Here is a 15,086-nt window from a genome sequence, read left to right as displayed (position 1 = left end):
CGGACAGCTTTGCGAAGTACGCCGCGGCTTTTTTTAATATGTCCCTTTCGTCGGTAACCCGCTTCAACTCTTTCTGAAGACGGCGGATCTCGGCCTGAGCATCTGACTGTTCATTATTAGTGGAAGACTCCGGACCGTACTTCTTTATCCAGGCGTAAAGGCTGTGGGTGGTGATATCGAGACGTGTTGCAACGCTGGAAACAGAATGACCACGATCAACAACCTGTTTGACTGCTTCAATTTTAAACTCTTCAGGATAACGCTTACCGCTCATGAGCACCTCTCTTTAAGTCATCTTAAATGACTCTGAGGTGTCTGTTAAACCCGTGGCGATTCAAACCCATTAAATTTTTATAATAGATTTTCACTCCAAGCTAAAAACGACCAGATAAAAAATCTGACACAGTGAATTAAATTATTTTAAAAATTTATAATGCATTATTAAATTTTTTGTGGGCATAAAGCTATAAATAAACCTCCTGTTTTAACTGACGTTTTCCGTTACATCCCTTACGCGCCCACGCCCGGCAGACTGAGCGGATAACCGGCGCTCATAGCTCCTGCATATGAAAAATGGCTTTATCCCCGCCTACATTTTGCTAAAGTCCGACATTCCGCTAATCTGAGGGGCACCCTGCCGGACAGACAGGCAGCAGACGGGAAGATACATGATTAGACCGCTTAATGAAGAATATGGCATCAGCGTGGCGGCACTGAAGATGCTGCAATACCTGGAACAGATTTCACGCGGCGATGCGTCGTTTTCGATTCTGGACACCACCCTGAATCACCGCTGCAACGTCACGCCGCCGGATAATTACAAACTGCTGGATCAGCTGTTTGAGGCCGGTAAAATTGACTACGACTACCGGGGAACAGGGCTTGACAGCGAACGTCACGTCAAGCTGGTCAGGTAGCGCCCCCACCGGGCCAGCCGGGCGCACGGCGCGCCCAGGGCCGTCGTTTCGCTGGCGGCCAACATCTGGCTAAGGTCCGGCTAAAACAGGGTTTATAAATGATAAATGTGCGGCCCTTTACCGAAGCCGATCGCCCTTTTCTGCGTACGCTGTTCCTTGCCTCGCGCAGGGCCAGCTGGCTCTGGCTTGACGGCAGCGACTGGCGGCTGGAGGACTTTGACCGGGTCACGCTGGGCGAACGTATTCTGGTCGCGGAGGAGAACGACCACCGGCTGGGTTTTGCCGCCCTGCTACCGAACGATAATTTTTTGCATAGCCTGTTTGTCGATCCCGACGCGCAGCGGCGCGGTGTGGGTCGGACATTGCTGACGGCGGTGCAAAACGGCTTTACCTCTACCGGCGCACTCAAGTGTCTGAAGGCGAATAAAGCCGCCGCCGCCTTTTATCAACAGCACGGCTGGCGGATATTGGCCGACGGCGAGAGCGAGCAGGGCGAGTACTGGCTGATGCATTTTGTACGCGGTATGAAGCCAGGCTAATAGCGCTTACACCCGGGGTATGCGTTCCCCGGGTTGAGACGTTAAGCCGGCCGGGGCGGGATGGAACAGCCGTAGCGAGCTAAATTTACCTGACTCTGGCTGAGCCAGGACGTGCAGTTCTGACTCAGCCTGGACGTGCCGTTAAAGCGCGCGGAAGGCAATATCAGCCGGAACCACCTCGCCCTGCCAGTAAAGCTGGGCGGCAACCTCTCCCGCCAGCTGACGATACAGCTGAGTCAGCTCGCTGTCCGGACGGCGCACTACCGTGGGCACTCCGTCGTCCAGATCCTCGCGCAGCGTAATATGCAGCGGAAGCTGGCTTAGCAAACGCGTATGGTACTGGCTGACCAGCTTCTCCGCCCCGCCGCTGCCAAAGATCGATTCGGCATGGCCACAATTGCTACAGATATGCACGCTCATATTTTCCACCACGCCCAGCACCGGCACGCTGACCTTCTCAAACATGACTATCCCCTTGCGGGCATCCGCGAGGGCAATATCCTGCGGGGTGGTGACCACCAGCGCGGCGGTCACCGGCACGTTCTGCGCCAGGGTCAGCTGAATGTCACCGGTGCCCGGCGGCATATCCAGGATCAGATAGTCCAGCTCTGACCAGAGCGTTTCATTCAGCAGCTGCATCAGCGCCTTGCTGGCCATCGGGCCGCGCCACACCATGGCATTATCTTCCGTTACCAGATAGCCGATGGAGTTGGTCGCCAGCCCGTGAGCCATAATGGGCGCCATATGGGTGCCATCCGGCGAGGTGGGCCGCTCGTCCCGCGTACCGAGCATATCGGGGAGTGACGGGCCATAAATATCGGCATCAAGCAGCCCGACCTTCGCCCCTTCTGCTATCAGCGCCAGCGCGAGATTTACCGCCGTGCTGGATTTCCCCACCCCGCCTTTGCCGGAGCTGACGGCAATGATGTTCTTCACCCCTTTAACGCCCGGCTGGTTTTTCACCCGCTTCAGCGTGGCAACCTCGTGGCTCAGCCGCCAGCTAATCGCCTCTGCGCCGGTCAGACGCAGCAGCTCGGCGCTGGTCGTCTCTTTCAGCACCTCAAAACCGCCGTTCCAGACGAAAGGCATCAGCAGGTCAAGATGCAGGGTATTGTCCATCAGCGCGCAGTGGTGCAGCGCCTTAAGCGTGGTGAGATTAGCCTGAAGCGTTGGGTGTTCAAAGTGGGTCAGAACACCCATCACCGTGGCGCGCAGCGCTTCCGGAGAGTGCTGCTGCTGGGAATTTAACGACATCCCGGCTCCTTGTATTCAGTGTGAGGTGTAAGAGTTAAGCATATCAGATGTCGCTTAGAGCAGCGCGATGCCCGGCAAAACCCCCAATCGGGATCGCAGTACAGTTTACGCAGGGACGACTCTCGGTTACCATCTATCCCCCCTATTTAAACAGGTATAGCAAGTCTTACTATGACTCAAGTCGCGAAAAAAATATTGGTAACGTGCGCCCTGCCGTACGCTAACGGTTCCATCCATCTCGGCCACATGCTCGAGCATATCCAGGCAGATATATGGGTCCGTTACCAGCGAATGCGCGGCAATCAGGTTTACTTCATCTGTGCGGATGACGCGCACGGCACCCCGATAATGCTGAAAGCTCAGCAGTTGGGTATTGCCCCCGAGCAGATGATTGCCGAAATGAGTCAGGAGCATCAGACCGACTTTGCCGGCTTTGACATCAGCTATGATAACTACCATTCGACGCACAGCGACGAAAACCGGGAGCTTTCAGCGCTGATTTATGGCCGCCTGAAGGAAAACGGTTTTATCAAAAACCGCACCATTTCACAGCTTTACGATCCGGAAAAAGGCATGTTCCTGCCGGATCGCTTTGTGAAAGGCACCTGTCCGAAATGTAAATCGGCCGACCAGTACGGTGATAACTGTGAAGTATGCGGTGCCACCTACAGCCCGACCGAACTGATTGAACCTAAGTCCGTGGTGTCCGGGGCGACGCCGGAAATGCGCGATTCTGAACACTTCTTCTTCGACCTGCCCGAGTTTAGCGAAATGCTCAGGGCGTGGACGCGCTCAGGCGCGCTCCAGGAGCAGGTCGCGAACAAGATGCAGGAGTGGTTTGAATCGGGGCTGAATCAGTGGGACATCTCCCGGGATGCGCCCTACTTCGGCTTTGAAATCCCCGATGCGCCGGGCAAATACTTCTATGTCTGGCTGGATGCGCCTATCGGCTATATGGGCTCATTTAAAAACCTGTGCGACAGGCGTGGAGACATCGATTTCGACGCTTTCTGGAAGAAGGATTCCGACGCCGATCTTTATCATTTTATCGGCAAGGATATCGTCTATTTCCACAGCCTGTTCTGGCCAGCGATGCTCGAAGGCAGCAACTTCCGTAAGCCAACCAACCTGTTCGTGCACGGCTATGTGACGGTCAACGGCGCGAAGATGTCCAAATCACGCGGTACCTTTATCAAAGCCAGCACCTGGTTACAGCATCTGGATGCGGACAGCCTGCGCTACTATTACGCCGCCAAGCTCTCCTCGCGCATTGATGATATCGATCTGAATCTGGAAGATTTTGTGCAGCGCGTCAATGCCGATATCGTCAACAAAGTGGTGAACCTGGCCTCGCGTAACGCGGGTTTTATTAACAAGCGTTTCAACGGTCGGCTCTCTGCCGAACTGGCCGATCCGGCGCTGTATAAAACCTTTACCGATGCCTCGGTCAGTATTGGCGAAGCCTGGAACAGCCGTGAGTTCAGCCGCGCGGTGCGCGAAATTATGGCGCTGGCGGACATGGCTAACCGCTACGTAGACGAGCAGGCGCCGTGGGTGGTGGCAAAACAGGAAGGGCGCGATGCCGATCTTCAGGCAATCTGCTCGATGGGCCTGAACCTGTTTCGCGTGCTGATGACCTGGCTGAAGCCGGTGCTCCCTTCACTGAGCGCACGCGCTGAAGCGTTTTTAAACCAGACCCTGAACTGGGAGGGGACCGAACAGCCGCTGCTCGATCACGATATCTCAGCCTTTAAGGCGCTTTACAGCCGTATTGAGATGGATAAAGTCAATGCGCTGATCGAAGCCTCCAAAGAGGATGCCGCCGCCAGCCAGCCTGCTCCAACCGGCCCGCTGGCCGATGCGCCCATCCAGGAGACGATTGGCTTCGATGACTTCGCCAAAGTGGATATGCGTATCGCGCTGATCCAGGACGCCACGCTGGTTGAAGGCTCTGACAAGCTGCTGCGCCTGACCCTGGACGTGGGCGGCGAAACGCGTCAGGTGTTCTCAGGTATTCGCGCTGCCTATCCGGACCCGGAGGTGCTGAAAGGTCGTCTGACGGTGATGGTGGCAAACCTTGCACCGCGTAAAATGCGCTTTGGACTTTCCGAAGGCATGGTGATGGCCGCTGGCCCGGGCGGTAAGGATATCTTCCTGCTCAGCCCGGACAGCGGTGCGCAGCCGGGCATGCAGGTTAAGTAAGCCTGTACCAGCCTTACTCAGCCCGGATAAACCGGGTTGAACAGGCACATTAAGGGGCGACGGGGTTCGCCCCTTTTTTATTCTGACCGGCTGAGTCACACTACGCTTTATTCTCCATTATGGGATTCACGTTCATCAAAGCAGGAGTGCCTCATGCGCCGCGCGCTGTCATTTATCTGGCGATACCTTCGCGCCTTCATCATCATTTACCTCTGCCTGTACGCCGGTAACGGCATCGCTTCTTTACTGCCGGTGGCCATTCCAGGCAGTATCATCGGCATGCTGCTCCTCTTTGCGCTGCTGGCCTCACAGATTATGCCGGTTGAGTGGGTCAGACCCGGCAGTCATCTGCTTATCCGCTATATGGCGCTGCTGTTTGTCCCCATCAGCGTGGGAATAATGAACTACACGCAGGTACTGAGCGCGCAGTTTGGCCCCATTGTTATCTCCTGCGTCGTCAGCACCTTTGTCGTTCTGTTGACCGTTGGCCTGATTTCACACCGTCTGCACGGCATAACAGCGGGATTAACGGAGGCGGAAAATGAGTGATATCTGGTGGTCGCTGCCGCTTACCCTGCTGGTGTTCCTGGCTGCACGTAAGCTGGCTGCAAAGGTAAAAATCTCGCTGGTGAATCCGCTGCTGGTATCCATCGTGGTCATTGTGCCGCTGCTGGTGCTGCTAAAAATGCCCTACGCCCGCTATTTTCAGGGCAGCTCGCTGCTGAATCAGCTTTTGCAGCCCGCCGTGGTCGCGCTGGCGCTGCCGCTCTACGAGCAGATGCATCAGATTCGGGCGCGCTGGAAGTCGATTATCAGCGTCTGCTTTATCGGCAGTATGACCGCCATGATCTCCGGCACGGCCATTGCCCTCTGGCTGGGCGCGTCGCCGCAAATAGCGGCAACCATTATGCCTAAGTCCGTGACCACGCCAATTGCCATGGCCGTTTCCGCGACCCTGGGCGGCATCCCGGCGATTAGCGCGATCTGCGTCCTGATGGCCGGCGTGCTGGGTGCAGTGTTTGGTCATATGCTGCTTAACCTGTGCAAAATAAAGAGCAGGGCGTCGCGCGGACTGGCCATTGGCAACGCCTCGCACGCGCTGGGCACCGCCCGCTGCGCCGAGCTGGACTACCAGGAAGGAGCTTACAGTTCGCTGGCGCTGGTGATCTGCGGCATCATTACCTCGCTGCTGGCACCCTTTATCTTTCCGATCATGATGCACCTGTGGCGGTAAACTTGCGGCAAGTCTCTCATTTGAGGATTCTTTTTCACAGATTACATTGTAAATGTGAACAAAATCACATACAACGCTGCGGCGGCTCGCCAGAATAAGCGGCCAAATCTGCCAGAGAGGCCTGATATGCACCCACGTTTCCAGGCAGCGTTTACCGCGCTGCCCACGCTGCTGCAGAGCGCCCTGCTGCCTGTACTTTCCCGTGATGATTTTGCGGCGTGTTTCACTCCGCAGCAGGTTGAAGAGATCAAAAATGTTAGCGGTCTGAACGATCGCGAGCTGGCGTTTGCCCTGCTACCGCTGGCGGCCGCCTGCGCCGTTGCCCCGCTTTCTGACTTTAACGTCGGCGCAGTCGCGCGCGGCAAAAGCGGTCATTTGTGGTTCGGCGCCAATATGGAGTTCAGCGGCGCCACAATGCAGCAGACGGTTCATGCCGAGCAGAGCGCGATTACCCATGCCTGGCTCAGGGGCGAACGGCAGCTGGAGGCGATCGCCGTTAACTACACGCCCTGCGGCCACTGCCGCCAGTTTATGAATGAGTTAAACAGCGGAACCGCGCTGAAAATCGATCTGCCAGGGCGCGACACCGCCACGCTCGGCCACTATCTGCCGGATGCCTTTGGGCCGCGTGACCTGGCGATCCAGACCCTGCTGATGGATGAGACCGACCAGGGTATTCAGCCAGAGGGCGATGCGCTGACCCAGGCAGCCCTTCTGGCCGCTAATCGCAGCCATGCTCCTTATACCCAGGCCTGGAGCGGCGTCGCGCTGGAGGCGTCGGACGGCGCGATTTTTGCCGGTTCCTATGCGGAGAACGCCGCGTTTAACCCCAGCCTCCCGCCGCTGCAGGCCGCGCTGATTTTGTTGAACCTGTCCGGGCGCAGCGTGCAGCAAATCCGGCGGGCGGTACTGGCGGAATCAGCGGAGGCGAAGGTGATTCAGTACCAGGCAACCGAAGCAACGCTTAAGGCGCTGGGCTGCAACCATCTGACCGTGACACCGCTAGCCTGATGCCATTATTCCACCTGGGTGCGACCAGATGGCCCATTGCGTCGCACCGTAACGGCAATAATGCTGCTGCTTTTGTTATCAATTGTTAACAAAAGCTGTACTTTCAGATGAATTATTTTAGGATTGTTCCACACCTTCCCGCTTCGAATGAGTAATACCCGCATGGAACTCGACTACGAAAGTAAAAGACCGCTCTATATCCCTTACGCTGGCCCTATCCTGCTGGAATTCCCCCTGCTGAACAAGGGCAGCGCCTTCTCTGTCGAAGAGCGTAACGATTTTAACCTCAACGGCCTGCTGCCCGAAACGGTGGAAACCATTGAAGAACAGGCCCAGCGCGCATGGCGACAGTTTGAGGATTTCAAAAACGATAACGACAAGCACGTCTACCTGCGCAATATCCAGGACACTAACGAAACGCTGTTTTATCGCCTGCTGGACAATCATCTTGAAGAGATGATGCCGATTATCTACACCCCGACCGTGGGTGCTGCCTGCGAACACTTCTCTGAAATTTATCGTCGCGCGCGCGGGCTGTTTATCTCCTATCCTAATCGCGGCAGCATTGAAGATATGCTGCAAAACGCCACCAAGCAGAATGTAAAGGTGATCGTAGTCACTGACGGTGAGCGCATTCTTGGCCTGGGTGACCAGGGCATCGGCGGCATGGGGATCCCGATTGGTAAGCTGTCGCTCTATACCGCCTGTGGCGGCATCAGCCCGGCCTATACCCTTCCTGTGGTACTGGACGTGGGCACCAATAATCAGCAGCTGCTAAACGACCCACTGTATATGGGCTGGCGTCACCCGCGCATCACCGGCGAAGAGTACGATAACTTCGTTAACGAGTTTATCCAGGCCGTGAAGAGCCGCTGGCCAAACGTGGTGCTGCAGTTCGAGGACTTCGCGCAGAAAAATGCGATGCCGCTGCTGGAGCGCTATCGCGATGAAGTGTGCTGCTTTAACGATGACATTCAGGGCACCGCGGCGGTCACTCTGGGGACGCTGATTGCGGCCAGCCGCGCAGCGGGCAGCACCATGAGCGAGCAGACGGTGGTGTTCCTCGGTGCCGGTTCTGCGGGCTGCGGTATCGCCGAACAGATTATTGCGCAGATGAAATCAGAAGGGCTGAGCGACGAAGAAGCTCGCGCGCGCGTCTATATGGTCGACCGCTTTGGCCTGCTGACCGATAAGCAGCCTAACCTGCTCAACTTCCAGACGAAGCTGGTGCAGAAGAGTGAAAAGCTGGCGCACTGGGATGTCGCGTCTGACTCGCTGTCGCTGCTGGATGTGGTACGCAATGCACGTCCTGACATCCTGATTGGCGTATCCGGTCAACCGGGCCTGTTTAGCGAAGAGATCGTGCGGGAAATGCACAAACACTGTCCGCGTCCCATTGTGATGCCGCTCTCTAACCCTACGTCACGCGTTGAGGCCACCCCGCAGGATATTCTGGCCTGGACCGATGGCGCGGCACTGGTCGCGACCGGCAGCCCGTTTTCTCCGGTGCTGCTGAAAGAGAAGACCTATCCAATTGCCCAGTGTAATAACTCCTACATCTTCCCGGGCATCGGCCTGGGCGTTATCGCCTCGGGTGCGACCCGCGTGACCGACAGCATGCTGATGGCCGCCAGCCGCGCGCTGGCAGACTGCTCTCCGCTGGTCAATGACGGCCGCGGTCCGGTACTGCCTGAGGTGAAGGATATTCAGGGCGTGTCAAAAGTGATCGCCATGGCGGTGGGCAAGGCTGCCCAGCTGGCAGGCGTGGCGGTAGTAACGTCAGAAGACGTCCTGTCAAAATCCATCGCCGCCAACTTCTGGCTGCCGCAGTACCGTAACTATCGTCGTACTTCAATCTGATCCTGCTGCCGGGCGTTTCCCACGCCCGGCGTTTTCCCGCCCTCAGTTTCCTGCCAGCGCGTATTGTGCGAAATGCCACCATATGGTGCAGCGCTGCTTGCTTCGTTTCCCTGGGTAAAGTAGCCTTGACCCATCCTTAGGCAGCAACGCTGAGCAACGTCCGGCATGGTAAAACGCTTGATTTATGGTCTGATTATCATCGCTACGCTGATGGTAGTGACCGCGCTCGGCCTGGATCGCTGGATAAGCGTCAAAACCGCGCCCTGGGTCTACGACGATCTTAAATCTTTGCCGCACCGCCAGGTGGGCGTGGTCCTGGGGACCGCTAAGTACTACCGCACCGGCGTGATTAATCAGTATTACCTTTACCGCATTCAGGGCGCCATTAACGCCTACAACAGCGGTAAGGTAAACTACCTGCTGCTAAGCGGTGACAACGCCCAGCAAAGCTACAACGAGCCGATGACCATGCGCCGCGATCTGATTGCCGCAGGCGTCGACCCGGCAGATATCGTGCTCGACTACGCCGGGTTCCGCACGCTGGATTCGATAGTGCGCACCCGCAAAGTGTTTGATACCAACGACTTCATTATTATCACCCAGCGTTTTCACTGCGAGCGCGCGCTGTTTATTGCCCTGCATATGGGGATTCAGGCCCAGTGCTATGCGGTGCCGTCGCCAAAGAATATGATCAATATTCGCGTACGTGAGGTGGGCGCCCGGCTGGGCGCGCTGGCTGATTTGTATCTGATGAAGCGTGAACCGCGTTTTCTTGGCCCGCTGGTGCCAATTCCGGCAAGACAGGAGGTGGCGGAAGATGCCCAGAGCTATCCCGCCGTGACGCCGGAGCAGCTGCTGGAGCTACAGGAAAAGCTGGAGAAAAAACCGCACGACCCTCAGTGATGGCGTCATTCTGCCCGACGCCCACACGCGGCGGGCGCAGGACGCCTTTACTTCTTCCGCGAATATTTCAGCGAGTCGAGCGCCACGGCGAATATAATAATGCCGCCCTTAATAATGTACTGCCAGTAAGGGTTCACGCCGATATAGGTCAGGCCATAGTTAATCACGGTGAAAATCAGCACCCCGGTGACCACGCCCGCTACCGTTCCCACGCCGCCTGCGAAGGAGACACCGCCCACGACGCAGGCCGCTATCGCATCCAGCTCATACATAAAGCCCAGATTATTGGTCGCCGACCCAATGCGTCCCGCTTCCAGCATGCCACCAAAGGCATAAAACACCCCCGATAGCGCATAAATCAGGATCAGGTTGAAATTGACGTTAACGCCCGAGACCTTAGCCGCTTCCGGGTTACCGCCAATGGCAAAGATATTTTTCCCGAAGCGGGTCTTATTCCACAGTACCCAGACGAAGAAAATGGCGATAGCCGCGTAAAAGGTAATGTACGACAGCTTAAAGTCACCGAAGCGAATAAACCCCTGCGCAAACGTTGAAAATTTCTCGTCAAAGCCCGCGATTGGCGAGGCACCCACATAGTCGTAATAGAGCGAGTTAATGCCGTAAACGATAATCATGGTGCCCAGGGTGGTAATAAAGGGCGTCACCTTCAGATAAGCAATGATCAGGCCATTCACCAGCCCGATAATCCCGCCGATAAGACATACCGCGAGGATAACCAGGGGAATTGGCACCGTATCCATATGCGGGAACACCTTGTTGGCGTTGTCCATCGCCTGAAGCAACGTTGCGGCGACGACTGCCGCCAGGCCGACCTGACGACCGGCCGACAGGTCGGTACCCTGGGTGACAATCAGCCCGGCGACGCCCAGCGCAATAATAATCCGCACCGACGACTGGGTTAAAATATTGCTCAGATTCATTAAGCTCAGGAAGGTGGGATCCTGAAAGATAATAATCGCCAGCAGCACCAGTAATACAACGTATATTCCGCCCTCTTTCAGCCAGGTGAGCGCATTTTTCTTATTAACTGCTTTCATGGTAACAGCCCTTACCTCATTAAAGGTGCAATGATGCCAAACGTAATATTTCGTTTTGCGTAGCGGTTTTTGTGTCGACTATGCCTGCAACCATGCCGTTACTCATTACCAGAATCCGGTCGGTAATGCCTATCAGCTCTGGCATTTCGGAGGAGATAATAATAATGCCCTTCTCTCTCTTCGCCAGCTCTGAAATAAGCTGATAAATTTCAAACTTTGCCCCTACGTCAATGCCGCGCGTTGGCTCATCCAGCATTAAAATTTCAGGCTGGGTGAGCAGCCAGCGGCCAATAATAACCTTCTGCTGATTCCCTCCCGATAAGGAGCCGATCGACGTGCGGTGCCCAGGCGTTTTCACCCGCATGGCATCAATTACCCACTGGGTGTCGCTTTTCATCCGCTTATTATCGAGCAGGCCAACGCTGTTTTTATATTTACGGATATTGGAAATCAGCGAATTAAACCCGATATCCAGGAAAGCGTAAATACCCGTCGCGCGACGCTCTTCGGTAACCAGCGCAAAGCCGTGATTGATCGCTTCGTTTGCGCTGTGGTTATTGATCTTTTTGCCGTGCAGCCGGATGGTGCCGCCGGATTTCTCGCGAATGCCAAACAGGGTTTCGACAATGTCGGTGCGCTTTGCCCCCACCAGTCCGGCAATGCCCAGGATTTCACCCTTGCGCAGATCGAAGGAGATATCGCGGATAGACGGCTGGCGCAGCGATGTGAGGTTGCGCACCTCCAGAATGGTTTCCCCCGGCACGTTCGATTTATCCGGGAAGCGCTGATTGAGCGAACGCCCCACCATCATCGCTATAATCTTATCCATATCCAGCCCTTCCAGCGGCTGGGTAATAATCCACTGACCGTCGCGCAGGATAGTTATCTCATCACACAGCTGGAAAATTTCCTCCATTTTATGCGAGATATACACGATCCCGCAGCCGCGCGCTTTCAGCTTACGGATAATGGTGAACAGATGATTCACCTCTTTTTCCGTTAGCGAGGAGGTCGGCTCATCCATAATGACAATTTTTGCATCATAGGAAAATGCTTTGGCAATTTCGATCATTTGCATCTGCGATACGGACAGCGTAATCACTTTATCGCGCGGATCGATATTAATATCCAGCTCGTCGAATATCGCTTTAGTATCGCGATACATTTTATCCTGATCGACAAATATGCCTTTTTTCGGGTAGCGTCCAAGCCACATATTATCCATTACCGTGCGCTGGAGTACCAGGTTCAGCTCCTGATGTACCATCGACACGCCGTTTTCCAGCGCTTCCTTCGCGCTGTTAAAATTTACTTCCTGGCCCTGAAAAAGAATGGTGCCCGCGTCTTTGCTGTAAATACCAAACAGGCATTTTAATAACGTCGATTTCCCCGCGCCATTTTCACCCATCAGGGCATGGACGGAGTGCGGACGCACTTTGAGATTGACATGGTCCAACGCTTTCACACCCGGGAATGACTTACTGACATCGGTCATCTCCAGCAGGTATTCGCGCTGTGTTTGCACTTTATCACTGGCCATAGTTCTACCTGGCTAATTGTTGCGTGAAACCAGGCGGGCCCGATCGCCAGCCCGGTAGCGGGCGCAAAGGGCTGCGCCCGTCAGATCTGAGTTATTTAGAAAACTGGGCCAGGTTGTCTTTATCCACCGGCACGTAGGCTACGCGTACCACTTTGCCATCCAGCTTGTACTGGGTGCCTTCGGTTGCGGGCTTGCCAGCGGCGAGGTTTTTCGCCAGTTCAAAGGTCGCTTTCGCCTGGTTCCCGGCGTCGTTCAGCACGGTGCCGGCCATCGCGCCTGATTTCACCATGGCCAGCGCTTCCGGCAGGGCATCGACGCCGAAGACCGGCACGGAGGATTTATTATGAGCTTTCAGCGCCTCAACCGCCCCCATAGCCATGGCATCGTTATTGGCGATGACCACTTCAATTTTGTTGCCGTTCGGGCCGGAAAGCCAGGCATCCGTTTTATCTTTCGCCTGGGCGGTGTCCCACATCGCGGTATCAAGATGCAGCTGCTGGGTTTTCAGACCGTCTTTATTCAGGGTGTCGATAACATATTTGGTGCGGGCTTCCGCATCCGGGTGGCCAGGCTCGCCTTTAAGCAGCACGAACTGGATCACGCCATCTTTGTTCAGATCCCATGACGGGTTGGCTTTCCAGTGTTTCTCAATCAGCTCGCCCTGCTTCACCCCGGACTCTTTTGAATCGGTCCCGACGTAATACGCTTTGTCATAGCTGGCCAGCGCTTTGGCGGTCGGCTCTTTATTGAAAAAGACCACCGGAATATCATTCGCTTTGGCTTTCGCTATCACCACTGCCGCCGCCGCCGGGTCAACCAGATTAATTGCCAGCGCCTTAACGCCTTTGGCGACCATCACATCGATCTGATCGTTCTGGGTGGACTGGCTGTTCTGAGAGTCATTCATCAGCAGCTGGATGCCCGCGCTGTTTTTGGCTTCTTTCTCAATGTCTTTACGCACGACGGACATAAAGTTGTCGTCATATTTGTAGATCGTTACGCCGATACGGGTGTCGGCGGCGTGAGCCGCTGCACCGAACATCATGCTGGCAGCCAGGGTGGTGAGGGTGAAAGCCTTCTTCATAGTATCTCCGGTTTTAAACAGGGTGGTCTGCGGCGTCGCGGATCTGCAACAGCGCGATCCCGACGAGGCGTTAAGGTTGACGTAACGTTAAGCAAAGCCAGTTATGTGTTAAATAAAAACGACTTCCCCCCTGCGGTACCACTTCCGGACGGCTTTGTAATTTATTATTTCAACAAGCCAGAAACCGCCATCATATAAGGGTTGACCTGCGTTACATAATGTTTCATTACCGTCAGGTCGCAGCCATCATAGAGAATGAGATGTTAATTAACTGTGAATTTACTCACAGATTGAAAACGGTTACACCAGGGAATCACCTGAGTTAGTGACCGGCTCCGCATTTTGACAGAACGCAACCGAATGGCGGCGTACCAGCGTGGGCATAAAGCAGTGCTGTTCGCTTTCATCCAGCTGCCCGGCCGCGCCCCTGAGCGCTAATTCCGTCGCCAGCTTTGCCATAGAAATAATCGGGTAGCGAACCGTCGTTAACTGTGGATCGGTGTAGCGTGAAATGGGGATATCATCGAAGCCGACCAGGGATAACGCCTGCGGTACCCGGATGCCGTTATCCTTCAGTGCGGCCAGCGCGCCTGCCGCCATACTGTCGTTATAGGCAAAAACCGCGCTCAGATGCAGGTTGCGGCCAAGCAGCTCAACCATTGCCGCTTCGCCTCCCTGCATATCCGGCTCACCGCTTGCTATCCAGTTTTCCGGCGGCAGAATGCCCTGTTCTGAAAGCCCCTGCCGCCACCCCTCACGTCGCTGGTGCACATCTTCAATCCCGTGACTCGAGGCCAGATAGCCAATACGTTGATGCCCCTGCTGATGCAGCATGCGGGTGGCCATCAGCGCACCGCTGACGTTATCAAGGCAGACGCAGCGGTGCGCATAGCCCGGCACCACGCGGTTGATCATCACCATGCCTGGGACTTCGTCCATCAGCGAGATCAGCTCTGCATTCTCAAGCGCTTTCGCATGCACCACCAGGGCGTTACAGCGCTGACGGATCAATACCTCAATGGCATGCCGCTCTTTGTCGGCCTGATGATAGGCGTTGTTAATCAGCACGTGCTTTTGCCAGCGCTGTGCAACCGAATCCACCGCTTTAACCAGCGCACCAAAAAAGGGATCGGAGACGTCCATCACGACAACGCCAAGGGTATCGCTGACCTGGTTGACCAGCGCCTGGGCATTAGCATTGGGTCGATAGCCGAGGCCATCGACCGCCTTTAACACCGCATCACGGGTGCTCTGCGTAACGACGGCGCTGTTATTCAGTACGCGTGAAACGGTGGCCACCGAGACACCCGCTGCGCGGGCGACATCACGAATGGTCATCATGGGCAGCGGCCCGGAGAGAATGGTTGATGCATAGACCTTCCAGATGTCAGATTGACTGGAGGCCATTCTTACAGCATAAGCGGCGCGGCTACGTGAAAGTCGTCACAGGGATGAAAACGGTTACAACGCTTTCTCCTGCCTTT

13 protein-coding genes and 1 pseudogene are annotated in these 15,086 nt (G+C 55.5%); 8 read left to right on the top strand and 6 right to left on the bottom strand.

Annotation, left to right across the window (positions count from 1 at the left end; translation table 11 throughout):
• Positions 1-274, bottom strand: a pseudogene (locus ACLRGG_RS06655) (transposase); the annotation flags it as partial.
• Between the two features lie 394 nt (positions 275-668).
• Here ACLRGG_RS06655 and ACLRGG_RS06650 point away from each other — a divergent pair.
• Together ACLRGG_RS06650 and ACLRGG_RS06645 are read left to right on the top strand one after the other, a co-directional pair.
• Complete coding sequence (locus ACLRGG_RS06650) at positions 669-917, top strand: hypothetical protein (protein WP_416248976.1); 249 nt, start codon at positions 669-671, stop codon at positions 915-917.
• A gap of 101 nt (positions 918-1,018) precedes the next feature.
• Positions 1,019-1,456: a GNAT family N-acetyltransferase gene (locus tag ACLRGG_RS06645; RefSeq protein ID WP_416248980.1), complete on the top strand. Its 438-nt coding sequence runs from the start codon at positions 1,019-1,021 to the stop codon at positions 1,454-1,456.
• Between the two features lie 141 nt (positions 1,457-1,597).
• On the opposite strand, the gene apbC is transcribed toward ACLRGG_RS06645, so the two are convergent.
• Complete coding sequence (gene apbC, locus ACLRGG_RS06640; RefSeq protein WP_416248975.1) at positions 1,598-2,710, bottom strand: iron-sulfur cluster carrier protein ApbC; 1,113 nt, start codon at positions 2,708-2,710, stop codon at positions 1,598-1,600.
• A 171-nt stretch (positions 2,711-2,881) separates the two neighbouring features.
• Here apbC and metG point away from each other — a divergent pair, with 171 nt between their 5' ends.
• From metG to sanA, 6 genes are all read left to right on the top strand, one after another.
• Positions 2,882-4,912 (top strand): methionine--tRNA ligase, encoded by a 2,031-nt coding sequence (gene metG, locus ACLRGG_RS06635; protein ID WP_416248974.1) that lies wholly within the window; start codon positions 2,882-2,884, stop codon positions 4,910-4,912.
• A 153-nt stretch (positions 4,913-5,065) separates the two neighbouring features.
• Positions 5,066-5,461 carry a CidA/LrgA family protein gene (locus ACLRGG_RS06630; protein WP_416248973.1) on the top strand — a complete coding sequence of 132 codons (396 nt, stop codon included), beginning with the start codon at positions 5,066-5,068 and terminating at the stop codon, positions 5,459-5,461.
• A complete protein-coding gene (locus ACLRGG_RS06625) occupies positions 5,454-6,146 on the top strand; it encodes a CidB/LrgB family autolysis modulator (protein WP_416248972.1) in 693 nt (230 codons plus the stop codon). The genes ACLRGG_RS06630 and ACLRGG_RS06625 overlap by 8 nt, the downstream gene beginning before the upstream one ends.
• A 126-nt stretch (positions 6,147-6,272) precedes the next feature.
• On the top strand, positions 6,273-7,157 hold the full coding sequence (cdd, locus tag ACLRGG_RS06620) for a cytidine deaminase (RefSeq protein ID WP_416248971.1): 885 nt from the start codon (positions 6,273-6,275) through the stop codon (positions 7,155-7,157).
• 162 nt (positions 7,158-7,319) lie between these two features.
• Positions 7,320-9,017 carry an NAD-dependent malic enzyme gene (locus ACLRGG_RS06615; protein WP_416248970.1) on the top strand — a complete coding sequence of 566 codons (1,698 nt, stop codon included), beginning with the start codon at positions 7,320-7,322 and terminating at the stop codon, positions 9,015-9,017.
• A gap of 165 nt (positions 9,018-9,182) precedes the next feature.
• Entirely contained in the window at positions 9,183-9,920 is a 738-nt protein-coding gene (gene sanA, locus ACLRGG_RS06610) for an outer membrane permeability protein SanA (protein ID WP_416248969.1), read from the top strand.
• A gap of 47 nt (positions 9,921-9,967) precedes the next feature.
• Here the strand turns inward: sanA and mglC are convergent, their stop codons facing one another.
• From mglC to galS, 4 genes are all read right to left on the bottom strand, one after another.
• Positions 9,968-10,978, bottom strand: coding sequence for a galactose/methyl galactoside ABC transporter permease MglC (mglC, locus tag ACLRGG_RS06605; RefSeq protein ID WP_416248968.1), 1,011 nt, complete (start codon positions 10,976-10,978; stop codon positions 9,968-9,970).
• A gap of 19 nt (positions 10,979-10,997) precedes the next feature.
• Positions 10,998-12,518, bottom strand: coding sequence for a galactose/methyl galactoside ABC transporter ATP-binding protein MglA (mglA, locus tag ACLRGG_RS06600; protein ID WP_067708580.1), 1,521 nt, complete (start codon positions 12,516-12,518; stop codon positions 10,998-11,000).
• Between the two features lie 91 nt (positions 12,519-12,609).
• Entirely contained in the window at positions 12,610-13,602 is a 993-nt protein-coding gene (mglB, locus tag ACLRGG_RS06595) for a galactose/glucose ABC transporter substrate-binding protein MglB (protein WP_416248967.1), read from the bottom strand.
• Between the two features lie 300 nt (positions 13,603-13,902).
• Positions 13,903-14,943, bottom strand: a complete 1,041-nt coding sequence (gene galS / locus ACLRGG_RS06590; protein WP_416248979.1) for an HTH-type transcriptional regulator GalS — start codon at positions 14,941-14,943, stop codon at positions 13,903-13,905.
• Positions 14,944-15,086: the final 143 nt, after the last annotated feature.

The sequence above is a fragment of the Erwinia sp. PPS120 genome, assembly GCF_047918655.1.
Lineage (GTDB): Bacteria > Pseudomonadota > Gammaproteobacteria > Enterobacterales > Enterobacteriaceae > Erwinia > Erwinia tasmaniensis_A.
Note: the sequence above shows the minus strand (reverse complement) of the source record. Positions and strands in the feature narration are given on the sequence as shown.